Genomic DNA, 24,850 nt, shown 5'->3' on the forward strand with positions numbered 1-24,850 from the left:
GTCAGGCCGGCGTGGTCAGCTCCAGGCGCGCCAGCCAGTATTGCGGCAGGACTTCCAGGGTGCGCTCGCGCACGCGCGCGGCATAGCCGGCGCTGGTCATCGTCGGCAGGGCCTCCAGGCCGGTCTGCAGCGCTGCGACAATGGCCTCATCGTCCTGGGCCAGCTGCAGGCCCTGGCGCAGCGCCGCGCCCGCCGCGTTGCGTTGCAGCTCCAGCATGCCCAGCAGGTACATCCGCGCTGCGGCGAGGGAGCGACGGCTGTCCGGCGCAGCCTTCGACGCCGAGGCCAGCACCGAGGCCTCCCCGACGACCGGACGCTCGGCGACAGCGCCCGGCCTGGCTTCCAGATAGCCGGAGGCGTGGAGTTGGGCGATCAGCTGCGCGCCATCGCCGCCCAGCAGCCGCGCCAGCTCAGCCGTATCGCGCCGACCGTCGGCCAGGATCAACGCACGCCGCTGCCGCAGGTCCAGCGCGGCGCGGTGGGTCTGCAGGGCGGCGTGGGCGAGGGTGGTCTTGCGCAGAAGCACGGGCGTGGTGAGTGGTGGCGCGTGGCGAGCATCGCCCTGGCCGATGAAATCGCCATGACATCGGCAAGACCTGGCCTGGCATGCATGCAAAGTGTGATTCGCGCACGATTCACTGGACCCGGCTAGGCTGTGTCCACCTTGTTTTCGGAGCGCGCCATGAAATCCCTCCTGCCTGCGGTGATCGCCCTGTCCCTGGCGCTGTCGGCGTGCCAGCGCGAGTCGTCGCAGCAGGCGCCTGCCACCGCGCCCGACGCTGGGCAGGCCACGCCCACGCCCGCGCAAACGCCCGCGCAAACGCCCGCGCCTGGCCAACCCGCGCCGATCGCCGAGCAGCCGCCGGCCGATGGCATGCAGCTGGCCCACTACGACGGCTACGGCGATCTCAAGCTCGGCAGCAGCGGCGAGCAGGCGCGCGCGGCCTGGGGCGGTGAGCTCAACAGCAGCACGCCCAGCGAGCCCGGCGGTTGCACGCTGCTGACGCCCAAGTGGGCCACCGACAAGGCCGACGTGGCCTTCATGGTCGAAGGCGACAAGTTCGTGCGCTACGACGTCACCACCGACAAGCAGGCCGCGCCGGGCGGCGGCAAGGTCGGCATGGACCAGGCCGCGCTCAAGGCCCTATACCCGGCGCTGAGCGAGAGCCCGCACAAGTACGTGGAAGGCGCCAAGTACCTGTCGGTGGAGGCACCGGCACCGGCCGGGACCAAGCTGGTGTTCGAGACCGACGCCGAAGGCAAGGTGGTGACCTGGCGCGTGGGTCTGCCGCCGCAGGTGGACTACGTGGAGAGCTGCTCCTGACCTCCGCCCGGCCGCGCAGGCGGTCCGCGCGTGCAAAACCCACGGTCGCGGTGTAGCGTCCCGGCATCACCGGGGCTGGGAAAGGCGTGGACATGATCGCTGCGTTGGGTTGGGGGGCGCTGGGCCTGCTGTTGCTTGCCCTGGGCGGCGAGACCGCGGTCAAGGGCGTGTCCGGGCTGGCCCAGCGCTGGGGGCTGTCGGCCTTCCGTGCCGGGCTGCTGCTGATGGCGGTGGCGACCTCTCTACCGGAACTTGCCGTCAACCTGCGCGCGCTGTCGCAGGGCGTGCCAGAACTGGCGCTGGGCAATGCGGTGGGCAGCAGCATCGTCAACCTCGGCCTGACCCTGGGCCTGGCTGCGCTGTGCGCGCCGCTGCTGGTGCAGGCGCGGCTGCTCGCCCCGCTCTTGCTGGCGCTGATCGGCGTGAGCGCGTTGCTGGCCGTGCTGGGGCTGGATGGCCGCATCGGCGCCATCGACGGCGCCCTGCTGCTGGTCGCCTTCTTCGCCACCATGCTGTGGATGTGGCGCCGCGCGTCGACGGAAACCGAACAGGTGCGCGAGCGCATCGCCCAGGCCGCCATCAGCCGCACGGTGCTGTGGCTCAACGTGGTGCGCCTGGTGCTGGCGATCTTCCTGCTGGGCTACGGCGCGCGCTACGTGCTGCAGGCGGCCCAACTGCTGGGCCAGGCTTGGGCCCTGACCCCGCTGATGACCGGCCTGCTGCCGGTGGCCATCGCCACCGCGTTGCCGGAGGCCGCCGCGGCCATCGTCGCCGCCCGCCGCGGCCAGGCCGACATGGTGCTGGGCCACGTGCTCGGCTCCAGCGTGTTCAACCTCACCGTGATCGTCGGCGGCATGGCCCTGGTGGCACCACTGGCCCTGCCAGCCTCCTTCGTGCGCCTGGAACTGCCCGCGGCCATCGCCCTGGCCGTGGTGCTCTATCCAATGCTGCGCGGCGACCTGCGCATCAGCCGCGGCGAAGGCGCGGTGCTGCTGCTGGCGTTCTGCGGCTGGCTGGCGCTGGAGCTGGCCTCGAGCTAGGAACGAGTGGAGAGGAACGAGGAACGAGTGAGAGCAGCGCACGCTCCCGCTTTTGCTCACTTCTCTCAGAAAGGAACGAGTGGAGAGGAACGAGGAACGAGTGACGGCATGGCAAGCACCCCGCTTTCGCTCACTCCTCACTCCTCGCCCCACCACTCACTCCTCGCCCCACCACTCACTCCTCGCTCCACTCGTTCCTCGTTCCTATTCACTCGTTCCTCGCCCCTAGGCCTGGCCACGGTCGCCGAAATCTCCGTATCCTCCGGCGGCACCGGGCGCGCGTCGCGCATCAGCGCCAGGGCGGCCTTGCTCATCAGGTGTGCGCTGATCGGGGCGGTGATGAACAGGAAGGCGGTGATCAGCAGCTCGCGCGGCTGCGGGTCCTGGCCCAGGAACAGGTGGTAGCCCACCGAGGCCAACAGCACGCAGCCCACGCCCAGGGTGCTGGCCTTGGTCGGCGCGTGCACACGGCGGAAGAACTCGGACAACTTGACCATGCCTACCGCGCCCAGCAGCACGAAGGTGGTGCCCACGATCAGCAGCAGCGACAGCGCGATCTGGATGAGGTCGATCATTCCACGATGTCCCGGCGCAGCACGTACTTGCACAGCACCACGGTGCTGCTGAAACCGAGCATGGCGATCACCAGCGCGGCCTCGAAGTAGATCGGCGAGTCCAGGTGCATGCCCAGCAGCATCAGCTCGGCCACCGCCGTGACCGAAAGCGTATCCAGCGCCAGGATGCGGTCGGGCACCGTCGGCCCGCGCAGCAGGCGCCACAGGCACAGCAGCATGGCAATCCCGACGGCGACCATGCAGCAGACGATGGTGGTTTCGATGAACATGTGTCCGGTCATGGAAAGATCTCCATCAGGGGCTTTTCGTAACGCGACTTGATCTCGGCGATGGCCGCCTCGGCGCTGCTCATGTCCAGCATGTGCACCAGCAGGTAGCGGCGGTCGTCGGTCAGGGCCGCCGACACCGTGCCGGGGGTCAGGGTGATCATGCTGGTCAATGCGGCGATGCCGTGGATGTTCTGGATGTCCAGCGGCACCCAGACGAAGCCGGGGTGGATGTTCTTCTCCGGGCCCAGCACCTGCACGGCCACGATGACGTTGGACTTGAGGATGTCCCAGGCGACGATGGCCAGCATACGCGGCACCGGCCGCAGCGAGCCGATGCGCGCGTACTCGCGGTCCAGGCGCGCGGCAAAGCGCGGCACGATCCAGCCCAGCAGCAGTCCCAGCAGCAGCTGGCCGACACTGAAGCTGTCGGTCATCAGCATCCAGAACGCCACCACGCTCACGCTCAGCGGCCAGGACGGAGTGAGGCGGCGGAGCAGGCTGGCGGCCATCATGGCGTCCTCATCGCGGGCGCCGTCTCGCGCAGCTGCTGGGTGTAGTCGCCGGGCTGCAGCAGCTGCCGCGCGGCGGCATCGGTGTATTGCATCAGCGGGGCGGCAAAGAGCGTCATGCCCACGCCGAGGCCGAGCAGCAGCAACGTGGCCCAGGTCTCGTTCGGGCGGGCGCGGGCCACCGGCAGGTGCCCGCCCGGGCCGTGGTCCTCCTCGACATGGGCCACCTGCGCCGGCAGGCGCCAGAACAGGCGCACGCCGGCGCGGCTGATGCCGATGATCACCAGCAGGCTGCTGAGCAAGACCACGCTCCAGACCAGGGGCGTGTCCGCCACCGGCACGTCCGACAGCAGTGCAGCCTTGGCCAGGAACCCGGACAACGGCGGCAGGCCGGCCGCGGAGATCGCCGCCACCAGGAACATCGCACCCGGCAGGGCGCGGTCGGGCAGGGCGGCGACGATGGATTTGTCGTCCTCGGCATGGCCGCGTCGCCGCCGGATCAGGTCTGCGGCCATGAACAAGGCGGCCGCCACGAAGGTGCTGTGCGCCAGGTAGTACAGGCCCGCGCCGATGGTCCCCACGCGCCCCAGCGCGAAGGCGATGAACAAGGTGGCGGCCGACCAGATCACCACGTAGCCGATCATGATGCGCAGCCGCGCCGCGCCCAGCACGCCCAGCGCGCCCAGCAGCAGCGTACCGGCCCCGGCCCACAGCAGCGCCTGCTGGCCGAAGCCGGCCAGCGCCCCGGCCTGCGCGCCCAGCAGCAGGGTGCTCACCCGCAGCACCGCGTACAGGCCGACCTTGGTCATCACCGCAAACAGCGCGGCCACCGCCGCCGGCGCCCGCGAATAGGTTTCCGGCAGCCACAGGTACAACGGCAGCAGCGCCGCCTTGGCGCAGAACACCAGCAACAGCAGCGCGAAGGCCGCCTTGACCATCCCGGCCTGGGCCGGCGCCACCTGGCCCACGCGCACGGACAGCTCGGCCATGTTGAGCGACCCCAGCAGGCCGTAGATCAGCCCCAGGGCGATCAGGAACAGCGCCGAAGCGGCCACGTTGAAGGCCACGTAGTGAAAGCCGCTGCGCATGCGCAGGCCGCGGCCACCGCTGATCAGCAGGCCGTAGCTGGCGCTGAGCATGACCTCGAAGAACACGAACAGGTTGAAGATGTCGCCGGTCAGGAAGGCGCCATTGAGCCCCATCAGCTGCAGCTGGAAGAAGGCATGGAAGTGCGGCGCGCGCCGGTCCCAGCCGCTGCAGGCGTGCAGCAGGCAGGCGCCGCCCAGCAGCAGGGTGACGCCGAGCATCCAGCCCGAGAGCCGGTCGGCCATCAACGCAATGCCCAACCGCGCCGGCCAGTCGCCCAGCAGGTAAACGCCGATCGTGCCGGTGTCGGCCTGCCCGATGATCCGGCCCACCGCCACGGCCAGCAGCGCCATGAACGCCCACGCCGTGGCCCGCCGCGCCGCCCAGCTGAAGCGGCGATGCTCGAGGAACAGCGACACCGCCCCGCCCAGCAGCGGGATCACGATCGGCCACAGCAGCAGGTGGCTGGTCATCGCCCGTCCTTGCGCTGTTCGCCGTCGTCCGGCTCGGGCGCGGCGGCGTAGGCATCGACATGGTCGCTGCGGTTGTCGGCGCGGCTGCGCATGGCCAGCACGATGCTGACCGCGGTCATGGCGAAGGCGATCACGATGGCCGTGAGCACCAGCGCCTGCGGCAGCGGGTCGATGTAGTGCGCCAGCGTGGCCGCCTTGCCCTCGCGGAGCACCGGCGGCTGGCCCGGGCGCAGGCGCCCGCCGGCGAAGATCAGCAGGTTGGTGCCATAGGACAGGAAGGTCAGGCCCAGGATCACGTCGAAGGTGCGTGCGCGCAGCATCAGCCACACCCCGCACGCGGTCAGCACGCCGATGGCGCTCGCCAGTGCGAGTTCCATCAGGCGCGTCCCCCTGTTTGCGGGGAGCGCGCATCCGGATCCAGCGCGTGGCGCTGCGCGTCCTTGCGGCGCGAGCCCTTGATGGTGCCCAGCATGGACAGCATCAGCATCGCCCCGCCGAACACCACCAGGTACACGCCCGTATCAAAGCCCATCGCGCTGGCCAGCGGCACCTGACCGATCAGTGGCAGGTGCAGGTCCAGGTGCCCGCTGGTCAGGAACGGCACGCCGAACAGCAGCGAGGCCAGCCCGCTCGCCACCGCCACCACCAGGCCCACGCCGATGCAGCGCACGTAGTCGAACCCGAAGCGCGACTCGACCGAGGCCACGCCCTGGATGACGTACTGCATCAGCAGCGGCACCGCCAGCACCAGGCCGGCGATGAAGCCGCCGCCGGGGGCGTTGTGGCCGCGCAGGAACAGGAAGATCGACACCGTCAGGGTCAGCGGGAACAGGATCTGCGCCAGATCCGCCGGCACCGGCAACTGCACGTGCCCGCCCTCGATGCGCTTTTCCGGCGCCATGCGCGCGCGCCGCAGGCAGGCATGCACCACCAGCGCGGCGATGGCGAACACGGTGATCTCGCCGAAGGTGTCAAAGCCGCGGAAGTCCACCAGGATCACGTTGACCACGTTGCGGCCGTAGCCCTCGGGCTGGGCGCGCGCCAGGATCTCCCCGGCCACGGTGTCGGCCGGCTGGGTCATCACCGCGTAGGCCAGGATCGCCAGGCCAAGCCCGGCGGCCACGGCGATCGCGCCATCGCGCCACTGGCGCAGCCGGCCGGGCTCGACCGTGCTGCGGTCGGGCAGGTAGTTCATCGCCAGCATCAGCAACACCAGCGTCACCATCTCCACCAGCAGCTGGGTCAGGGCCAGGTCCGGCGCCGAAAGCAGCACGAAGGTCAGGCTGAGCATGGTGCCGGCCGCTCCCAGCACGATCACCGCCAGCAGCCGCTGCCGATACAACCGCAGGGCCCCCAGCGCCGCGCCCATCATCACCAGCCAGACCATCCACCCCAGCAGCGGCAGCGGCTGGTTGCCCGTTAGCGACAGCGGCAGGCCCTCGCTCCAGGCCGGGATGCCGGCCACCACCACCGCGGCCAGCACCAGCATCAGCAGGCTGCGCTGCAGGCTGTTGTTGGCCAGTGCTTCGCTGACGCGATTGCCAAAGACGAACAGCAGCTCCAGGTTGCGCCAGAACGCATCGCGGCCGGTCGGCCGGCTGTTGATGGCGTGCAGGTCCAGCACGCGGTCCAGCACGCGGTACAGGGCCACGCCGAACACCACGCCCAGCGCGCTCATCGCCAGCGGCAGGTTGAAGCCGTGCCAGATCGCCAGGCTGTAGGCGGGCATGGCATCGCCCAGGATGGCGCGGGCGCCAGTATCGAGCACCGGCGCCACGGTCAGCGCCGGGGCCAGGCCCACGGCCACGCACAGCAGCACCAGGATTTCCACCGGGATCTTCATCCAGCGCGGCGGCTCGTGCGGGGTGGTGTCCAGATCGCGCGGCCCCGTGCCCAGGAAGGTCTCGTAGACGAATCGCAGGCTGTAGGCCACGCCCAGGATGCCGGCCAGCAGCGCGGCCAGGCCGGTGACGATGCGCATTGGTTCCGAGTCGGGCGCGTCCAGCGCCACGGCGAAGAACATCTCCTTGGACAGGAAGCCATTGAGCAACGGGATACCGGCCATGGACAGCGAGGCGATGATCGCCAGCGCGCTGGTGAAGGGCATCAGCCTGCGCAGCCCGCCAAGCTTGCGGATGTCGCGCGTGCCAGCCTCGTGGTCGACGATGCCGGCGGCCATGAACAACGACGCCTTGAAGATGGCGTGGTTGAGGATGTGGAACACCCCGGCCACCACCGCCATCGGCGTGGACAGGCCGAACAGCATGGTGATCAGGCCCAGGTGCGAGATCGTCGAGTACGCCAGCACGCCCTTGAGGTCGTGCTGGAAGATCGCATGCCAGGCCCCCAGCAGCAGCGTGATCGCCCCGATGCCGCTGACCGTGTAGAAGAACAGCTCCGAACCGGCCAGTGCCGGATGCAGGCGCGCCAGCAGGAACACCCCGGCCTTGACCATCGTCGCCGAGTGCAGATACGCCGAGACCGGCGTGGGCGCGGCCATCGCATGCGGCAGCCAGAAATGCAGCGGGAACTGCGCGCTTTTGGTGAACACCCCGCCCAGCACCAGCATCAGCGCCCACGGATACCAGGGGTGGGCGCGCAGCAACGCGCCGGAGGCCAGCACCACCTCCAGCTCGTAGCTGCCGACGATGCGCCCGATCAGCAGCACACCGCCCAGCAGCGCTAGGCCGCCGCCGCCGGTGATGACCAGCGCCATGCGCGCGCCCTCGCGGGCTTCCTTCTGCTGCGACCAGAAACCGATCAGCAGGAACGAGCTGATGCTGGTCAGCTCCCAGAACATGCTCAGCAGCAGCAGGTTGCCGGCCACCACCAGCCCCAGCATCGAGCCCATGAACAGCAGCAGGAAGGACAGGAAGCGCACCGCGCTGTCCTGCCGGCTCAGGTAATAGCGCGCGTACATCACCACCAGCGCGCCAATGGCCAGCACCAGCATGGCGAACAGCCAGGCGAAGCCATCCAGGCGCAGGGTCAGGTTCAGGCCCAGCTGCGGCAGCCAGGGATAGGACACCTGCAGCACCTCACCGCGCAGGATGGCTGGCGTGGCCCAGGCCAGGATCAACAGGCCGGCCAGCGGCGCGCTGGCGGCGATCCAGGCGATGCGTGTCCTCGGCCCGTCGCGCAGCATCGCCACGATCGCCGACAGCGCGAACGGCAATGCCACCAGGCATTCAAGGACAGGGATCATGCGCGGGGTGCAACAAACGAAACACGGGTTTCGAGTCTAGCAGCCACGTTCAGCTTGACCTGACGCGGTGTTCACCGGCGCATGACGATCAGTAGCGCCAACCCATCGTGCGGTAGAACTTGCCCATCACCCAGGCCGGGCCGATCAGCAGATAGATCAGGTCGGTGAAGAAGCTGGGCTTGCGGCCTTCCAGCTTGTGGCCGACGAACTGGGCGATCCAGGCCACCACGAACACGCCGATGGCCAGCTTCAGCAGGCCATCCAGCCCGATGCGGGCTTCCAGCAGCCGGCACAGGCAGCCGAAGGTGAAGAACGCCACCACCATGCCGTAGCCCAGGGGGCGCGAGAGCCGGTTGTAGAAGGTCCACGCCGCGAACATGCCCAGCGCGGCCCAGAAGCCGCTGCGGAACCAGCTGGCGGTCACCGGGATGCACCACAGCAGCGCCACCACCGACCACAGGATGGCCGGCACCGCGAACAGATGGATCAGCTGGTTGACCTCGTTGCGATGGTCATCCGAGTAATGCGCGAACCATCGGTCGATGGGGCGCGCGGAAGTGCTGGCGTCTGGCGGCATGTTCCCTCCCAGGACAAGCCGGCAGGATAGCGCACCGGCAGGGCGCCGCGGCCGGGCCGCTGGGCACGGCGATGACCATCCTGAGGTGGAAGCCCAGGCGCCAGCGGCGCATGAGCGCTCGCCCCTGGGATCCAGGGGCGAGCGGTGGGGCTTCAGCGGGCGCGGGCGCCCATCTGCTGTTGCGGATCCTGCTGCTGGGCCGCGCGCTCGGCCGTTAGCAGATCGATGCTGCTCTGCTGGGCGGTCGGCACCTGCTGGGACAGGTCCACCGAGGCCCGGAAGCCAGGCGTGTTGCCGATGACGAAAGCGGTGTTGTCCTTGACCACCACGCCCTGCAGCTTGTCCGGACTGTCGATGCCCGCCTTGATCGCCTGGGCGGTGACCGCGGCGGCCGCGTCGTTGGAATACGGCGTGGGCAACTGGCCGCGGATGGCGCCGTAGAGCGGATTGTTCGGATGCCGGCTGTCGTCCAGCAGGATCGGCTGCGCCTGCGGGGTGCGGCTGGCCGCGGCCCGTTCCTGCGACTGCTGCTCCAGGCTGCCGTGGGTGGCACGGCCGACGATCCCGTCCTGCTTCAGGCCGTGGGCCTGCTGGTAGGCCAGCACCGCCTCGCGGGTGTTGTCGCCGAACTTGCCGTCCTCGGCCAGCCTGCGTCCGTCGGCATCGCGCACGCCCAGCTGGTTGAGCTGCTGCTGCAGGCTGCGCACGCCTTCGCCGCGATCGCCATGACGCAGCACCTCGCCGTGACCGTGCCCGCGGTGATCGTCCTGCCCATGGGACTGCGCGCCGACCTCCACGCTGCGGCCCTGGTCCCACCAGGTCTGCGGGCTGATCAGCTTGCCGCTGGGATCGCGCAGCTGGTAATGCACGTGCTGGGCGTACTGGTCCCCGCCGCGCGGGCCGCGGCCGCCCATGGTGCCGATGGGGTCGCCGGCCTGGATGGTCTGGCCCTCGCGCACCGAGCGCGAATCCAGATGCAGGATCTCGTGCGAGTTGCCCTGGGCGTCCTGGATCTTCACCGTGCCGTACTGGCCACCGGAGAAGGTCACCGTGCCGGAGATCGGCGCATGCACCGTGGGGTGCTGCAGGTTGCGCCCGCTCTGGCCGCCTTCGTAGTTGAAGTCGGTGCCGCCGTGCGCGCCGTTGCTGCGGCGCTCGCCGTACTGGCCGGTGATGTGCGGGTCCACACCATTCTGGCCCGGCAGCATGCGTTCCATGGTCTGCTGAAAGTTGGACTGGACCGTGGCGGCTTCCTGCTGGCGGGCTGCGGCCGGGACCGGCTGGCCCAGGCGGCCTTCGGACAGGGTGCGCATCAGCTCCGGGGTAAGGTCGCGCTCCCACTGATCGAAGCGCCGCTCGCGGTCGGCAAGCCCGTTGGGCGGGTCACGGCCGTTGATCGCCGCCCCGGCCTGCCGCGCATCGTCTCGCGCCGCTTCGGGCACGTTGTTCTGCCAGTACCAGGTGGCGATGCGCGCGGCGTTCTCGGGCCGAGCGGCCAGTTCCGGATGCCGGACCAGATCCAGATCCAGGGCCTGGCCAGCTTCGCGGTACTGGTCCTTGCCGGTGAGCTGGATATAGCCACGGCCGCGATAGCGGTAGCCATCGCCGGGCTCGTCGTTACCCATGCGGCCGCCGTACATCAGCTCGGCCAGGCGCTGCGGTTGCCCGCGCAGGGCCTCCAGCCTTGCCGCCTCCAGCGCCTCCGGGCCCTCGCGCAGCGCCGACCTGACCAGCGAGCTGATCTGGGACGCGCCGCGGGTGTAGTTGAAACTTTCCTCCAGGCGGTTCAACCCGCCCGATTCATGGCCGACCTGGGCCATGAAGTTGGCCAGTTCGGTCTGCGAGGTGATGCCGGCCGCGTAGGCCGACTGCAGCAAGCCATTTTCTCGATCTGTTGCCATGGTGTAGCTCCTCATTTCTCAGCAACGTTGAAGGACGGACGCCTCCTTGTCCGCACAAGCCATCACTTCCCTTTAATTCGGTGGTCTTTCGATCCTCATGGCGATTACAGCGTGCCGGTCTGCGGCAGGCTGGCCGGGTCGAAGTCGGAGAACTTGATCGTGCCGAACTCCTTGCTGGTCAATTCGGTCTTCTTGTTCTGCTCGGTCTCGGTGTCGGTCACCTCACGCACCACGCGGTCCAGCAGCCAGCTCTGCTGCGCCGGGTCGTAGCGGAAGCTGTAGTCCTCGGCCCAGCGCTCGCGCGAGCCGCCGGAGACCGAGATCAGGAACGTGCCCTTGTCGATGCGGGCGTAGCCATACGGGTCTCCGGCAACGCCGCCGCAGCGGGCGCAGGGGACGATCTTGCTGTTGCGGGCCGCCTCTTTCAGGCCACCGTTCTGGTCCTGCACCAGGACCGAGACCACGCGCGGCTCGCCCTGGCCGAGCTTTTCGCCGGCCTTGGAGGGGGGCGAGGAGATCAGCAGCACGTCCGAATGGCCAGCGCCGGTCAGGTCGCCACGCAGCGTTTCCAGCGCTTTCATGCCGGCCGGCACGAACGAATCCACGTCAACCATTGCAGCGGTCTCTTGCGATGTGGGAGGGGTCGGTGCCGTCGGCGCCTGGGGCGCCGCAGGCGGTGCGGCCGGTCCGGCCGAGGCAGGCGCGGGGGTGGGACTCTGGTCTGGGGCGGCGTTTCCGCAAGCCGCGAGCGTGAACGCGGCGAGGGCGATTCCAAATTGGAGGCGGTGGGACAAGCACTTCTCCTTTTTCGTCTTGCAGATGCGGCGACAGGGGCGCAGGCGCCTGAGCCTGGATTCAGAGCGCCTGGTCGTCGACCTTGGTCAGGGTCCAGCAGGGCCGTGCAGCGAAGGTGTAGACCTGCTGGTCGTCCGTGTCCGGCGTGCGCACCAGCACCTCGCGCTGCTCGCCCTGGCCGGAAATCACGACCTCGCGCTTGTCGGCGCGCGCTGCGTCCAGGTCCGGCATCACCGGCCACTGGACCTGCGACAGCGCCACCTGGCGGCTGACCGGTGCAGGTTCGGGCTGGGCTTCCGGATCGATCCTGACCATGGTCAGCGGATCTGCGGTGGCGGCCTTCTGGGCGGCGGTGTCGGCACTGAAGCGCTTGAGGAAGGCGTCGAAGTCGGCGTCCGGGCAGGACGTGGCCGCTGTGGATGCATCAGCGGCGGTACCGGTCGGGGCGGTGCCGGCCACGGCCGGGGCGGTTTCGGCACCTGCGGCAGGTGTGGCGGCGGCGGGTGCCTCGCCCTGCGGTTTGCAGGCGGCCAGGGCCAGGCCCAGGGCCAGGGACAGCAGAAACGGATTGCGGGCTGACAACGGATCCTCCTGATCGTGCCTGGGGGCGTCGGGGGACGCGCCTTGCCGGGCAAGCTTATACAGGGTCGATGACAACCCTGTTGTGAAGCCTGCCACGGTCCGCGCCAGGCAGCGGCTGCGTGGCGCCAGGGGGCTTTCAGTCCAGCGAGATGCCGGCCAGCTTGTGCAGGGCCTCTGCGTAGCGGGCGCGGGTGCGCTCGATGACCTCCGGCGGCAGCACCGGGCCCGGCGCGGTCTTGCCCCAGTCCAGCGTCTCCAGGTAGTCGCGCACGATCTGCTTGTCGTAGCTCGGCGGGCTGGTGCCGACCTGGTACTCGTCCGCCGGCCAGTAGCGCGAGGAGTCCGGCGTGAGCATCTCGTCCATCACATACAGGCGGCCATCGGCATCGGTGCCGAACTCGAACTTGGTGTCGGCCAGCAGGATGCCGCGCTCGGCCGCGAAATCGGCCGCATAGCGGTACAGCCGCAGGGTGGCATCGCGCACGCGCTCGGCCAGGTCCGCGCCCACGGTGCGGACCATGGCGTCGAAGTCGATGTTCTCGTCGTGGTCGCCCACGGCGGCCTTGGTCGAGGGGGTGAAGATCGGTTCGGCCAGCTTCTCGGCCTGGCGCAGGCCGTCGGGCAGGGCGATGCCGCTGACCGCGCCGGTGCGCTGGTAATCCTTCCAGCCGCTGCCGATCAGGTAGCCGCGGGCGATGGCTTCCACCGGCACCGGCTTGAGCCGCTTGGTCACCACCGCGCGCCTGGCGTACAGCGCCGGGTCCACGCCGGCCGGCAGCACGCTGGCCACCTCGATGCCGGTGAGGTGGTTGGGCATCAGGTGCGCGGTCTTGTCGAACCAGAAATTGGAGATCTGGCAGAGCATCTCGCCCTTGCCGGGAATCGGGTCGGGCAGCACCACGTCGAAGGCGGAGAGGCGATCGGTCGCCACCATGAGCAGGCAGTCGCCGGCATCGGCTGGCAGCGCTTCGCGGGGCAGGTCGAACACATCGCGGACCTTGCCGCGATGGCGCAGGGTCAGGCCGGGCAGGTCGGATTGCAACAACGTGGTGGGCACAGGCACTCCTAACGGTGACGCGCGCTCGCAGGCGCGCTCTCGCGAAAAAGTCCCCGCCGCACGCCCGTGCCGACAACAGGCCCGCCGGGCGGCGGGCCGCGTAGTGTACGGCCCCGCAAGGCCCGTGTGACGTTAAAATGCGGCTTTCCGCGCGCAAGGCTGCTGTCCTGATGAATCGCTGGTACGGAAAGGTCCTGGGTCTGGTGGCCGGCACGCTGCTGTTTCGCCCCAATCCGCTGTTCGGGGCCCTGATCGGCACGCTGATCGGACACGCCTTCGACCGCGACTGGTTCAAGCTGGCCAAGGACAATCCCTACCGGGTGTTCGACCTGACCAGCGATGCGACCGATGCCGAGGTCGACCAGGCCTACCGCAAGCTGATCTCCCAGTACCACCCGGACCGATACCACGACGCGGCCCCGGAGCTGCGCGAGCAGGCCGAAAGCAAGGCGCGCGAGCTCAACAGCGCCTACGACCGGATCAAGACGCTGCGCAAGCGCCGCGGCTGATCGCGCCCCACACCTGTCGCCTCCACGGAAACACCACGATGTCCGACTGCCTGATCGCCCCGTCCATTCTTTCGGCCGACTTCGCCCGCCTGGGCGAGGAAGTCGACAACGTCATCGCCGCCGGCGCGGACTGGGTGCATTTCGACGTGATGGACAACCATTACGTGCCCAACCTGACCATCGGGCCGATGGTGTGCCAGGCCTTGCGCAAGCACGGGGTGACCGCGCCGATCGACGTGCACCTGATGGTCGAGCCGGTGGACCGTATCGTCCCGGACTTCGCCGAGGCCGGCGCCAGCATCATCAGCTTCCATCCCGAAGCCAGCCGCCACGTCCACCGCACCATCCAGCTGATCAAGTCGCACGGCTGCAAGGCTGGCCTGGTGCTCAACCCGGCCACCCCGGTGGACATCCTGGACTGGGTGCTGGAGGACCTGGACCTGGTGCTGCTGATGTCGGTCAACCCCGGCTTCGGCGGGCAGGCCTTCATTCCCTCGGCGCTGGACAAGCTGCGCGCGGTGCGCAAGAAGATCGATGCCCTGGGCAAGCCGATCCACCTGGAGATCGACGGCGGCGTGAAGGCCGACAACATCGCCCAGGCCGCCGCCGCAGGTGCCGATGCCTTCGTTGCCGGCTCGGCCATCTTCAACGCGCCCGGCGGCACCCGCCAGGCCTACGCCGAGGTCATCGGCAAGATGCGCGCGGCCGTGGCGGGCGCGCGGTGAGCCTGCACATCCGTGCGGCCAACCCGGACGACGCGCCGCTGCTGCACGAGCTGGTCACGGCGCTGGCCGTGTACGAGCGCGAGCCCAATGCGGTCGAGGCCAGCGTCGAGGACTTGCGCCAGAGCCTGTTCGGCCAGGGAGCCACTGCCTATGCCTTGATCTGCGAGCTGGACGGGCAGGCGGTGGGCTTTGCGGTGTACTTCTTCAACTATTCCACCTGGCTCGGGCGCAACGGGCTGTACCTGGAGGACCTGTTCGTGCGTCCGGAACACCGTGGTGCCGGCGCCGGACTGGCCCTGTTGCGGCACCTGGCGCAGCTGGCCGTGGCCAAGGGCTGCGGGCGCTTCGAGTGGTCGGTGCTGGACTGGAACGCGCCGTCCATCGCCTTCTACCGCGCCGCCGGTGCGCGGCCGATGGAGGGGTGGACGGTATACCGCATGCAGGGCCAGGCGCTGGCGGACTTCGCCGCCCATGGCATGCCCTCGCGCGGGGCCTGATCGGGTCGCAAAACAAAGGCCGCATCGTTGCCGATGCGGCCTTCTTCGGAAGATTGGAGGCTGATCCTGCCTCCGCCCGTCGTCCCTGATATGGCCTCCCATGTTCCGGATGGATCATGACGGCCTGATGACACGCGCCGAAGACCATCCGGGCTGCTAGCCTGCGCTTCCCACCTAGTGCCGCTGACCATGACTTCTCCCCGCTGGCGCCTGATCCTCAACGGAAAATCCGCCAGCGATGTCGAGTTGCGCGCCGCGGTGCAGCGCCTGCGCGGCCGCGGCGTGGCGCTGGATGTGCGGGTGACCTGGGAGGAGGGCGATGCCGAGCGCTACGTGGCCGAGGCTATCGCCGATGGCGTGGACACGGTGGTCGCCGCAGGCGGCGATGGCACGCTCAGCGAAGTGGCCGCCACCCTGGCCCATCGTGCCGAACCGGCCCAAGCCCTGCCGAGCCTGGGCCTGGTGCCGCTAGGCACGGCCAACGACTTCGCCACCGCGGCCGGCATGCCGGCGACCTCGCTGGAGGCGCTGTCCTTGATCGCCGAGCGCCCGGCGCGGCCCATCGACCTGCTGCGCGTGACCGCCGACCACGGCCCACACTGGTGCGCCAACATGGCCAGTGGCGGCTTCGGCACCCAGATCACCCTGGAGACCGACGAGGGGCTCAAGCGCATGCTCGGCGGGCTGGCCTACACCATCACCGGGCTGTCGCGGCTGGGCCGCATCGAGCCGCTGCAGGCGCGGCTGGAAGGGCCGGATTTCCAGTGGGAGGGCGCTTTCATCGCTCTCGGACTGGGCAACGGTCGCCAGGCCGGAGGCGGGCAGGCGCTGTGCCCCGGCGCGCTGATCGACGATGGCCTGCTCGAATTGACCGTCGTACCCGAGCTGTCCGGCGAGATCGCCCCGACCCTGGGCCGCCTGATCACGGCCGGCAAGGAGGCGGCGCTGGAGGCGGTGGCCGTGCGCGCGCGCCTGCCCTGGGTGCGCATCGTGGCCGAGCAGCCCATCACCCTCAACCTGGACGGCGAGCCGGAAATCTCGCGCCGCTTCCAGATCGATTGCGTGCCCGCGCGCCTGCGCATGCACCTGCCCGCCGCCTGTCCGCTGCTGGGGACGCCTTGATCGTTGCATCGGAAAGGGCAGGTGACGCCACGCGCAGTTGCGGTAAAGTACGGCCGTGCTCACGCTGACGACCCCGCGTTCCTTCGATTCCGCTCGCCGCGCCTGGCGATGGTGGCCCGTTGCCGTCGTCCGCCCTGTTGCCGAGCCCTCGAAGGAAACCCGTCTTGATCACCCGCGAGCAGTTCCAGCGCCACGCCGCTGATAGCCATACCGCAGGCCCCTGCAATCTCGTCCCCGTCGTCCGTGAGGTGCTGTCCGATCTGGACACGCCGCTGTCGGTCTACCTGAAGCTCGCCGACGGGCCGCATACCTACCTGTTCGAATCGGTCGAGGGCGGCGAGCGCTTCGGCCGCTATTCCATCATCGGCCTGCCGGCGCGGCGCGTGCTGACCTTCCGTGGCCACACCCTGGAAGTGCGCGAGCAGGGCGCGCTGGTCGAATCGCGCCAGGTCGCCGACCCGTTCGCCGAGATCGAAGCGCTGCGCGCGTCCTACGCCGTGCCCAAGCTGGAGGGCCTGCCGGGCTTTACCGGCGGGCTGGTGGGCTGGTTCGGCTTCGAGTGCATCGGCTATATCGAACCGCGCCTGGCCGCTGGCGGCCTGCACGATGAGCTGGACACGCCCGATATCCTGCTGATGCTGTCCGAGGAGGTCGCCGTGTTCGACAGCCTCAAGGGCCGCCTGTACCTGATCGTGCATGCCGATCCGCGCCAGGACGGTGCCTGGGATGCGGCGCAGGCGCGCCTGGACGCGCTGACCGACAAACTGCGCCAGCCCGGCGCCGGCTATCCCAAGCCGCTCAGCGCGGGCGAGGTGCTGGACGAGAGCCATTTCGTTTCCGGCTTCACCCGCGAGGGCTTCATCGGCGCGGTGGAGAAATCCAAGGAATACATCCGCGCCGGCGACATCTTCCAGGTAGTGCTCAGCCAGCGCCTGAGCGTGCCGTTTTCCGCACGGCCGGTGGATGTCTACCGCGCGCTGCGTGCGCTCAATCCTTCGCCCTACATGTACTTCCTCGATGTCGGCGACGTGCAGGTGGTGGGCTCCTCGCCCGAGATCCTGGTGCGCCTGCAGCACGACGCGGACGGGAAGGGCAAGGTCACCGTGCGGCCCATCGCCGGCACGCGTCCGCGTGGCGCCACGCCGGAGGAGGACAAGGCGCTGGAGGAAGAGCTGCTGGCAGACCCCAAGGAACTGGCCGAGCACGTGATGCTGATCGACCTGGGCCGCAACGATGCCGGCCGCGTCTCGCAGGCCGGCACCGTGGAGGTGGGCGAGCGCTTCGCCATCGAGCGCTACAGCCACGTCATGCACATCGTCAGCGAAGTCACCGGCACGCTGCAGCCGGGCCTGAGCTATGCCGATGTGCTGCGCGCGACTTTCCCCGCCGGCACCGTCAGCGGCGCGCCGAAGATCCGCGCGCTGGAAGTCATCCGCGAGCTGGAGCCGATCAAGCGCAATGTCTATGCCGGCAGCATCGGCTACATCGGCTGGCACGGCGATGCCGATACCGCCATCGCCATCCGCACCGCGGTGATCAAGGACGGCCGCCTGCACATCCAGGCCGGCGCCGGCATCGTCTACGACTCCGATCCGCAAAAGGAGTGGGACGAGACCATGAACAAGGGCCGCGCCCTGTTCCGCGCGGTCGCCCAGGCGGCCAGGGGGCTGTGATGAATGTGATGCAGGCAGGCGACGTGGCTGCCCAGGACACCAAGCTCAGTTTCCGCAACGATTACAGCGAGGGCGCGCATCCGCGCCTGCTGCAGGCGCTGGCGCAGATCGGCAACGAGCAGAACGCCGGCTATGGCCTGGACCGCCACAGCGAGCTCGCCGCCGGGATGATCCGCACACAGATCGCCTGCGCCGGGGCCGACGTGCATTTCCTGGTCGGTGGCACCCAGACCAACCTGGTGGCGATGGCGGCGTTCCTGCGCCCGCACGAGGCGGTGATCGCCGCCGACAGCGGCCATATCGCCACCCACGAGACCGGCGCCATCGAGGCCACCGGGCACAAGGTCCTGACCGTGCCCACGCCGGACGGCAAGCTCACCCCGGCGCTGGTGCAGGGCGTGCTGGATGCGCACAGCACCGAGCACATGGTGCGCCCGCGCCTGGTGTACGTGTCCAACACCACCGAGGTCGGCACGGTCTACAGCAAGGCCGAGCTGACCGCGCTGCGCGCGCTGTGCCAGCAGCACGGGCTATACCTCTACCTGGACGGGGCGCGCATCGCCGCGGCCCTGGCGGTGGCCGGCAACGACCTGTCGCTGGCCGATGTGGCCGCGCTGACCGATGCCTTCTACCTCGGCGGCACCAAGAACGGCGCCCTGCTGGGCGAGGCGCTGGTGATCGTGCATGACGCACTCAAGTCCGACGTGCGTTTCATCATCAAGCAGCGCGGCGCGATGCTGGCCAAGGGTGCGGTGATCGGGGCGCAGTTCCAGGCGCTGTTTCGCGATGGCCTGTTCTTCGACCTGGCCACCCATGCCGATGCCCAGGCCCGGCGCCTGCGTGAAGCACTTGTGGCGGCCGGCATCGCCTTCGCTTTCGATTCGCCCAGCAACCAGCTGTTCCCGATCCTGCCCACGTCAGTGGTCGAGCAGCTGGAGGACAAGTACGAGTTCCATCGCTGGCAACCGCACGGCCAGGGCTACCAGGTCATCCGCCTGGTGACCTCCTGGGCCACCAGCGAGACGGCGGTGGAAGCATTCTGCAAGGACCTGGCGGTGTTGCTCGCGCCAGCATCGGCAACTCAAGAGACGCACTGACATGCTGTTGATGATCGACAACTACGACAGCTTCACCTACAACCTCGTGCAGTACCTGCAGGCGCTCGGCGCCGAGGTCGAAGTGGTGCGCAACGACGCGTTGAGCGTCGAGCAGATCGCCAGCAAGGCGCCACAGCGCATCGTGATCTCGCCTGGGCCGTGCACGCCCAACGAGGCGGGCGTGTCGCTGGAGGTGATCGAGCGCCTGGGTGCAACCACGCCGATCCTTGGTGTGTGCCTGGGTCACCAGAGCATCGGCCAGGCTTACGGCGGGGATGTGATCCGCGCCGGCCGCATCATGCACGGCAAGACCTCGCCGATCCGGCACGAGGGCCTTGGCGTGTTCGCCGGGCTGCCGGATCGCTACGAGGCCACGCGCTACCACTCGCTGGTGGTGGACAAGGCCACGCTGCCCGAGGCGCTCGAGGTCACCGCCTGGACCGAGAACGCCGACGGCAGCATCGAGGAGATCATGGGCCTGCGCCACAGGGAATTCCCCGTGGAGGGCGTGCAGTTCCATCCCGAATCCATCCTCACCCAGCACGGCCACGCCCTGCTGAAGAATTTCCTGGAGCGCTGAGCGCTTCTACAGACGAGAGCTTCGCCGCATGACCATCAGCCCCCAGGAGGCCCTGCAGCGCACGATCGAACATCGCGAGATCTTCCGCGATGAGATGGTCGTGCTGATGCGCCAGATCATGCGCGGCGAAGTCTCGCCGCTGATGACCGCGGCCATCCTCACCGGCCTGCGCGTCAAGAAGGAAACGGTGGGCGAGATCGCTGGCGCGGCCATGGTGATGCGCGAGTTCTCCCAGGGCGTGCAGGTGGCCGATCGCACCCACATGGTCGACATCGTCGGCACCGGCGGCGATGGGTCGCACACCTTCAACATCTCCACCTGCGCCATGTTCGTGGCCGCCGCGGCCGGGGCCAGGGTGGCCAAGCACGGCAACCGCAGCGTCTCGTCCAAGTCCGGCAGCGCCGATGCGCTGGAGGCCCTGGGCGCGGTGATCGAGCTGCAGCCGGCGCAGGTCGCCGCGGCCATCGAGGCCACCGGCATCGGCTTCATGTTCGCGCCGATCCATCACCCGGCGATGAAGGTGGTGGCCCCGGTGCGTCGCGAGATGGGCGTGCGTACCATCTTCAACATCCTCGGGCCGCTGACCAATCCGGCGGGCTCGCCGAACATCCTGATGGGCGTGTTCCACCCCGACCTGGTCGGCATCCAGGCGCGCGTGCTGCACGAGCTCGGCGCCGAGCGCGCGCTGGTGGTCTGGGGGCGCGATGGCATGGACGAGATCTCCCTGGGCGCCGGCACCATGGTCGGCGAGCTGCGCGACGGGGTGGTGCGCGAGTACGAGATTCACCCAGAAGACTTCGGCATCGCCATGTCCGCCAGCCGCAACCTGCGGGTGGACGATCCGGCGCAATCGCGGCAGATGCTGCTGGGCGTGCTCGACGACCAGCCCGGCCCGGCGCGCGACATCGTCGCGCTCAACGCCGGCGCGGCGCTGTACGTGGCCGGCGTGTGCGAATCCATCGCCGCCGGCATTGAGGCCGCTCGCGCGGCCCTTGGCGATGGAAGCGCCGCGGCCAAGCTGCGGCAGTATGTGGCGTTCACCCGAGAGCTGGCGGGTAGTTGAGGAACGAGTGGAGAGGAACGAGAAACGAGTGACTCCCCGCGCGTGCGAGCAATCCTGTGCCTTGTGCGCCCGGTAAACATGCAAAAATGACCTGGTAGCGCCGTTCGGTTTCCACTCGTGTCTCGTTCCTTCCTACTCGTTCCTCACCCCGCCATGAGCGACATCCTCAACACCATCCTGGCCCGCAAGGCCGACGAAGTCGCCGCGCGGCGGGCGCAGATGCCGCTGGAGGAACTGAAGGCGCGCCTGGCCGATGCCTCGCCGGTGCGCGGGTTCGCCAGTGCGCTGCGCGCCAGCATCGCCGCGGGCGATGCGGCGGTGATCGCGGAAGTGAAGAAGGCCAGCCCCTCCAAGGGCATCATCCGGCCCGATTTCCAGCCGGCCGATATCGCCGTCAGCTATGAGTTCGGCGGCGCGTCCTGCCTGTCGGTGCTGACCGACGTGGATTTCTTCCAGGGCAGCGATGCCTACCTGCAGCAGGCCCGCGAGGCCTGCACGCTGCCGGTGCTGCGCAAGGACTTCACGGTCGACCCTTACCAAATCTACGAGGCCCGGGTGCTGGGTGCGGACTGCATCCTGCTGATCGTCGCGGCACTGGACGATGGCCAGCTGGTCGAACTGTCCGACCTGGCCCTGCAGCTGGGCATGGACGTGCTGGTGGAAGTGCACGACATCGACGAGCTGGAGCGCGCGCTGCAGGTCCCGGCGCCGCTGCTGGGCATCAACAACCGCAACCTGCGCAGCTTCGAGGTCTCGTTGCAGACCACCCTGGAGATGAAGTCCGCGGTGCCGCGCGATCGCGTGCTGATCACCGAAAGCGGCATCGTCACCGCCGCCGACGTGGCCACCATGCGCCAGGCCGGGGTCCACGGCTTCCTGGTGGGCGAGACCTTCATGCGCGCGCCGGAACCGGGCGAGGCCCTGCGCGAGCTGTTCTTCGCATGAGCCTGCCGCGTGGTCCTTACCCAACCCCTGCGGCGGATGCGCCGTTGGTGGTGTTCGACTTCGACCACACGCTCTACGACGGCGATTCGGGCAGCCATCTGTTCGCCTGGCTGCTCAAGCGTTCCTGGCCGCGCTATCTCACCGCGCTTCTGGCCACGCCGCTGCTGGGGCCGCTGGTGGCCTTCCTGCCCACACGGCGCCACGGCATTTCCGGCTACGTCTGGATCGCCACCTTCGGCCTGCATCGGCGGCGCGAACTGGATGCCCTGATCGACCAGTACGTGGACCAGCACCGCGCCGAGGTGCGGGAGCGCCTGCTGCCGCACGCGCTGGAGATTTTCGCGGGCCATCGGGCCGCGGGCGATCGCGTGGTGGTGGCCACGGGCGCACCGCCGGAACTGGCGCGCGCCATCCTGTCCTTCGTGGCGCACCAGGACGTGCCGGTCATCGGCACCGTGACCGGGCCGCGCCTGGGCGCGGTGTATGCGCGCCGGCATTGCCACAACGAGGAGAAGATGCGGATGCTGCGCGAGGCCGGGTTCGGCGAGATCGCCGTGGCCTATTCGGACAGCACGGCCGACCTGCCCCTGCTCAAGGCCGCGCGCGCGCCGGTCGTGGTCAATCCCAAGGCCTCCAAGATCACCCTCTTCGAACGCGTCCTGCCGGCCGGCACGCCCATCCTCAACTGGGGCTGCAAGGACCGGGGCGGCCAGCCGCTGCGGGAGTAAGCGGCGGCAGCAAGCGACGCAGCCGTAGGGTGGATGACGCTCCTCCATCCACCGTCGCCACGCACCGGCCAGAGTGGGCGTATCAGTCCCGGCCTTGGTGGACAAGCTTCGCGTTGTCCACCCTACGGTAAAGGTAGGGTGGATGACGCTCTTTCATCCACCACCGCCGCGAACCGGCCAACGTGGGGGTGCCCGCATGGCAGCCTCAGCCTTCGCGAGCGCATTGGTGGACAAGCTTCGCGTTGTCCACCCTACGGGTAGGGTGGATGGCGCTTTTCCATCCACCACCGCGACAAACCGGCCAAGGTGGGCATACCAGACCCAGCCGCAAGGGTCGCACTGCCTCGTGGCACAGCTGCTTGAACAAACAGCCTGACGCGTAAGCGGACCTTGCCGCGTCAGGCCATGGGCTCAGCGGGTGCCGTAGAGCACCACGGTCTTGCCGCGGGCATGCAGCAGCCCATCGGCCTGCAGCTTCTTCAGCACGCGCCCGGCCATTTCGCGTGAACAGCCCACCAGGCGCGCCAGCTCCTGGCGCGAAACGCGCAGCTGGGTGCCCTGCGGATGACTCATGGCCTCCGGCTCCTGTGCCAGATCATGCAGGGTGCGCACGATGCGGTCGGTCACGTCCAGGAACGCCAGGCGGCTGGCCTTGCGGCTGGTATCCAGCAGGCGCCGCGAAAGCTGCGCGCCGATGGCGTACAGCAGCTTGGGCGCATCGGCCGACAGCTGTCCGCTGAACAACTGGTGCAGGCGCTCGTAGCTGATCTCGGCCAGCTCGCACTGGGTGCGGGTGCGCAGGATGACCTCGCGCTTGTCCGACTCGATGAACAGGCCCATCTCGCCCACGTAGGTCCCGGGCCCGAAATAGCCCAGCACCAGCTCGCGGTCGTCGTCCTCTTCTGTGATGATGCTCACTGATCCGGAGACGACGTAATACAATGTGCCCGCAGGATCGCCAGGGCGGAACACGTCCGCACGGGCCGGGTAGCGTCGGCGATGGCTATGCGCCAGAAATCGCTCGATCACCGCTGCGTCCGGCGTCAGCGGACTGCTCGCGGGTCTGACGGGCATGGCAGTGAGGCCTGAGTTCATGGGCGTGTTTTTCAAGGTCGATCCCCAAGCTTATGCTGAACACGTCGGGGGGTTCAATCGTGTGAATGCGACGGACATTTCACCGTAACCCGGATTGCCTCATAATTCCGCCCTTCACCCGCTCCTCCCATAAGGTCCCTTCGCCGTGGTCAAACCACTGCCGCGCCTGCGACTGCAAGGTTTCAACAACCTCACCAAGGCGCTGAGCTTCAACATCTACGACGTCTGCTATGCCGTGACCGAAGAAGAACGGCAGCGCTATATCGAGTACATCGACGAGGAATACAACGCCGATCGCCTGACCCAGATCCTCACCGATGTGGCGGAGATCATCGGCGCCAACATCCTCAACGTGGCGCGTCAGGATTACGACCCGCAGGGGGCCTCGGTCACCATCCTCATTTCCGAGGAGCCGGTGATCGACAAGAAGCAGGCGGGCAACGTCATCTCCGACGCCGTCGTCGCGCACATGGACAAGAGTCACATCACCGTCCATACGTATCCGGAGACGCATCCGCACGCCGGCATCGCGACTTTCCGCGCCGACATCGACGTGGCCACCTGCGGCGTGATCTCGCCGCTGAAGGCGCTGAACTACCTGATCGAATCGTTCGAGTCGGACATCGTGATCATGGACTACCGCGTCCGTGGCTTCACCCGCGATGTGAAGGGCAAGAAGCACTACATCGATCACAAGATCAATTCGATCCAGAACTACCTGGCCAAGAACATCCGTTCGCGCTATGAGTCGATCGACGTCAACGTGTACCAAGAGAACATCTTCCACACCAAGATGCACGTGAAGGATTTCGACCTGGACACCTACCTGTTCGAAGAGAAGGCCAAAAACCTCTCCTTCAAGGAGCGCATGCGGGTCGAGGCGCTGCTCAGGCGCGAGATCGAGGAGCTCTTCCACGGCCGCAACCTGGTCGAGTAAGGCTCGCGCCGGTCAGGCGCGCCTCATCGGGGGCGTGCCAGGCTGAGCGCACATCCGGCAGGACGACCTGCCCGCGCCGATGGCGCGATCAAACGACCGACGGCGGTCCGGTGCATACCGGGCCGCTTTTCTTTTGCGCGGTCCAAAATCGAAAGGAGTTGCGACGATGGCGTGGATCTACTTGTTGCTGGCGGGCGTGCTGGAGATCGGCTTCGCCATGGGCCTGAAGTACACCCAGGGCTTCACCCGCCTGTGGCCCAGCGTGGGCACCATGGCGGCGGCGGCCTGCAGCCTGTGGCTGATGACCCAGGCGATGAAGCAGATCCCTGTGGGAACGGCCTACGCCATCTGGACGGGCATCGGCGCCATGGGCGTGGCCCTGTTGGGCATCTGGTTGTTCGATGAGAGCGCCTCGCTGGCCCGGCTGGCCTGCATCGGCTTGATCGTGGCCGGCGTCATCGGGCTCAAGCTGACCTCGGCTTGAGG

General features: G+C 68.5%; 27 protein-coding genes. 14 read left to right on the forward strand and 13 right to left on the reverse strand.

The genetic code is table 11. The annotated features are described in order from the left end of the window. Window position 1 precedes the first annotated feature (1 nt). Window positions 2-526 carry a hypothetical protein gene (locus tag EPA99_RS14560; RefSeq protein ID WP_129471969.1) on the reverse strand — a complete coding sequence of 175 codons (525 nt, stop codon included), beginning with the start codon at window positions 524-526 and terminating at the stop codon, window positions 2-4. Window positions 527-682: 156 nt separating this feature from the next. Here EPA99_RS14560 and EPA99_RS14565 point away from each other — a divergent pair, with 156 nt between their 5' ends. Together EPA99_RS14565 and EPA99_RS14570 are read left to right on the forward strand one after the other, a co-directional pair. Then, the gene (locus EPA99_RS14565) at window positions 683-1,324 is read left to right on the forward strand and encodes a lectin (RefSeq protein ID WP_129471970.1); all 642 of its coding nucleotides are present in this window, start codon (window positions 683-685) and stop codon (window positions 1,322-1,324) included. A gap of 92 nt (window positions 1,325-1,416) precedes the next feature. Further along, on the forward strand, window positions 1,417-2,364 hold the full coding sequence (locus tag EPA99_RS14570) for a sodium:calcium antiporter (protein ID WP_129471971.1): 948 nt from the start codon (window positions 1,417-1,419) through the stop codon (window positions 2,362-2,364). 137 nt (window positions 2,365-2,501) lie between these two features. Here EPA99_RS14570 and EPA99_RS14575 read toward each other — a convergent pair whose 3' ends face one another. From EPA99_RS14575 to EPA99_RS14625, 11 genes are all read right to left on the reverse strand, one after another. Further along, entirely contained in the window at window positions 2,502-2,939 is a 438-nt protein-coding gene (locus EPA99_RS14575; protein ID WP_129471972.1) for a Na+/H+ antiporter subunit G, read from the reverse strand. Further along, window positions 2,936-3,220, reverse strand: a complete 285-nt coding sequence (locus tag EPA99_RS14580) for a K+/H+ antiporter subunit F (protein WP_129471973.1) — start codon at window positions 3,218-3,220, stop codon at window positions 2,936-2,938. Before EPA99_RS14580 ends, EPA99_RS14575 begins: the two co-directional genes overlap by 4 nt. Continuing rightward, a complete protein-coding gene (locus EPA99_RS14585; RefSeq protein WP_129472055.1) occupies window positions 3,217-3,717 on the reverse strand; it encodes a Na+/H+ antiporter subunit E in 501 nt (166 codons plus the stop codon). The genes EPA99_RS14580 and EPA99_RS14585 overlap by 4 nt, the downstream gene beginning before the upstream one ends. Then, window positions 3,717-5,276 carry a monovalent cation/H+ antiporter subunit D gene (locus EPA99_RS14590; RefSeq protein WP_129471974.1) on the reverse strand — a complete coding sequence of 520 codons (1,560 nt, stop codon included), beginning with the start codon at window positions 5,274-5,276 and terminating at the stop codon, window positions 3,717-3,719. The genes EPA99_RS14585 and EPA99_RS14590 overlap by 1 nt, the downstream gene beginning before the upstream one ends. Next, window positions 5,273-5,653: a Na+/H+ antiporter subunit C gene (locus EPA99_RS14595; protein ID WP_129471975.1), complete on the reverse strand. Its 381-nt coding sequence runs from the start codon at window positions 5,651-5,653 to the stop codon at window positions 5,273-5,275. The genes EPA99_RS14590 and EPA99_RS14595 overlap by 4 nt, the downstream gene beginning before the upstream one ends. Further along, entirely contained in the window at window positions 5,653-8,481 is a 2,829-nt protein-coding gene (locus tag EPA99_RS14600; protein ID WP_129471976.1) for a monovalent cation/H+ antiporter subunit A, read from the reverse strand. Before EPA99_RS14600 ends, EPA99_RS14595 begins: the two co-directional genes overlap by 1 nt. A gap of 88 nt (window positions 8,482-8,569) precedes the next feature. Further along, a complete protein-coding gene (locus tag EPA99_RS14605) occupies window positions 8,570-9,058 on the reverse strand; it encodes an Mpo1 family 2-hydroxy fatty acid dioxygenase (RefSeq protein ID WP_129471977.1) in 489 nt (162 codons plus the stop codon). Window positions 9,059-9,210: 152 nt separating this feature from the next. Further along, window positions 9,211-10,959 carry a peptidoglycan-binding protein gene (locus EPA99_RS14610; protein ID WP_129471978.1) on the reverse strand — a complete coding sequence of 583 codons (1,749 nt, stop codon included), beginning with the start codon at window positions 10,957-10,959 and terminating at the stop codon, window positions 9,211-9,213. 104 nt (window positions 10,960-11,063) lie between these two features. Beyond that, complete coding sequence (locus EPA99_RS14615; protein WP_129471979.1) at window positions 11,064-11,573, reverse strand: hypothetical protein; 510 nt, start codon at window positions 11,571-11,573, stop codon at window positions 11,064-11,066. 241 nt (window positions 11,574-11,814) lie between these two features. Then, a complete protein-coding gene (locus tag EPA99_RS14620; RefSeq protein WP_241688403.1) occupies window positions 11,815-12,336 on the reverse strand; it encodes a DUF4348 domain-containing protein in 522 nt (173 codons plus the stop codon). Between the two features lie 136 nt (window positions 12,337-12,472). Next, window positions 12,473-13,393: a phosphoribosylaminoimidazolesuccinocarboxamide synthase gene (locus EPA99_RS14625; RefSeq protein ID WP_164978667.1), complete on the reverse strand. Its 921-nt coding sequence runs from the start codon at window positions 13,391-13,393 to the stop codon at window positions 12,473-12,475. Window positions 13,394-13,563: 170 nt separating this feature from the next. On the opposite strand from EPA99_RS14625, the gene EPA99_RS14630 reads away from it, so the two are divergent. The 10 genes from EPA99_RS14630 (at window position 13,564) to EPA99_RS14675 (ending at window position 22,332) form a co-directional block, all read left to right on the forward strand. After that, on the forward strand, window positions 13,564-13,902 hold the full coding sequence (locus tag EPA99_RS14630; RefSeq protein WP_129471981.1) for a J domain-containing protein: 339 nt from the start codon (window positions 13,564-13,566) through the stop codon (window positions 13,900-13,902). Window positions 13,903-13,940: 38 nt separating this feature from the next. Further along, a complete protein-coding gene (gene rpe / locus EPA99_RS14635) occupies window positions 13,941-14,627 on the forward strand; it encodes a ribulose-phosphate 3-epimerase (RefSeq protein ID WP_129471982.1) in 687 nt (228 codons plus the stop codon). Further along, entirely contained in the window at window positions 14,624-15,124 is a 501-nt protein-coding gene (locus EPA99_RS14640; protein WP_129471983.1) for a GNAT family N-acetyltransferase, read from the forward strand. Before rpe ends, EPA99_RS14640 begins: the two co-directional genes overlap by 4 nt. Window positions 15,125-15,313: 189 nt before the next feature. Further along, window positions 15,314-16,246, forward strand: coding sequence for a lipid kinase YegS (gene yegS / locus EPA99_RS14645; protein WP_129471984.1), 933 nt, complete (start codon window positions 15,314-15,316; stop codon window positions 16,244-16,246). A gap of 164 nt (window positions 16,247-16,410) precedes the next feature. Continuing rightward, complete coding sequence (gene trpE, locus EPA99_RS14650; RefSeq protein WP_129471985.1) at window positions 16,411-17,919, forward strand: anthranilate synthase component I; 1,509 nt, start codon at window positions 16,411-16,413, stop codon at window positions 17,917-17,919. Continuing rightward, window positions 17,919-19,016: a threonine aldolase family protein gene (locus EPA99_RS14655; RefSeq protein ID WP_241688404.1), complete on the forward strand. Its 1,098-nt coding sequence runs from the start codon at window positions 17,919-17,921 to the stop codon at window positions 19,014-19,016. Before trpE ends, EPA99_RS14655 begins: the two co-directional genes overlap by 1 nt. A gap of 1 nt (window position 19,017) precedes the next feature. Next, entirely contained in the window at window positions 19,018-19,596 is a 579-nt protein-coding gene (locus EPA99_RS14660; RefSeq protein WP_129471986.1) for an anthranilate synthase component II, read from the forward strand. A gap of 28 nt (window positions 19,597-19,624) precedes the next feature. Continuing rightward, window positions 19,625-20,659, forward strand: a complete 1,035-nt coding sequence (trpD, locus tag EPA99_RS14665) for an anthranilate phosphoribosyltransferase (protein WP_129471987.1) — start codon at window positions 19,625-19,627, stop codon at window positions 20,657-20,659. Window positions 20,660-20,812: 153 nt separating this feature from the next. After that, a complete protein-coding gene (trpC, locus tag EPA99_RS14670) occupies window positions 20,813-21,604 on the forward strand; it encodes an indole-3-glycerol phosphate synthase TrpC (RefSeq protein WP_129471988.1) in 792 nt (263 codons plus the stop codon). After that, a complete protein-coding gene (locus EPA99_RS14675; RefSeq protein ID WP_129471989.1) occupies window positions 21,601-22,332 on the forward strand; it encodes an HAD-IB family phosphatase in 732 nt (243 codons plus the stop codon). The genes trpC and EPA99_RS14675 overlap by 4 nt, the downstream gene beginning before the upstream one ends. Before the next feature lie 411 nt (window positions 22,333-22,743). Here EPA99_RS14675 and crp read toward each other — a convergent pair whose 3' ends face one another. Next, window positions 22,744-23,427, reverse strand: a complete 684-nt coding sequence (gene crp / locus EPA99_RS14680; RefSeq protein ID WP_129471990.1) for a cAMP-activated global transcriptional regulator CRP — start codon at window positions 23,425-23,427, stop codon at window positions 22,744-22,746. A 145-nt stretch (window positions 23,428-23,572) separates the two neighbouring features. Between crp and speD the strand changes: the two genes are divergently transcribed. Beyond that, window positions 23,573-24,364, forward strand: a complete 792-nt coding sequence (gene speD, locus EPA99_RS14685; protein WP_129471991.1) for an adenosylmethionine decarboxylase — start codon at window positions 23,573-23,575, stop codon at window positions 24,362-24,364. Window positions 24,365-24,530: 166 nt separating this feature from the next. Beyond that, window positions 24,531-24,848, forward strand: coding sequence for a quaternary ammonium compound efflux SMR transporter SugE (gene sugE / locus EPA99_RS14690; protein ID WP_129471992.1), 318 nt, complete (start codon window positions 24,531-24,533; stop codon window positions 24,846-24,848). The last annotated feature ends 2 nt before the right edge of the window (window positions 24,849-24,850 follow it).

Source organism: Pseudoxanthomonas composti (assembly GCF_004122095.1).
Taxonomy (GTDB): domain Bacteria; phylum Pseudomonadota; class Gammaproteobacteria; order Xanthomonadales; family Xanthomonadaceae; genus Pseudoxanthomonas_A; species Pseudoxanthomonas_A composti.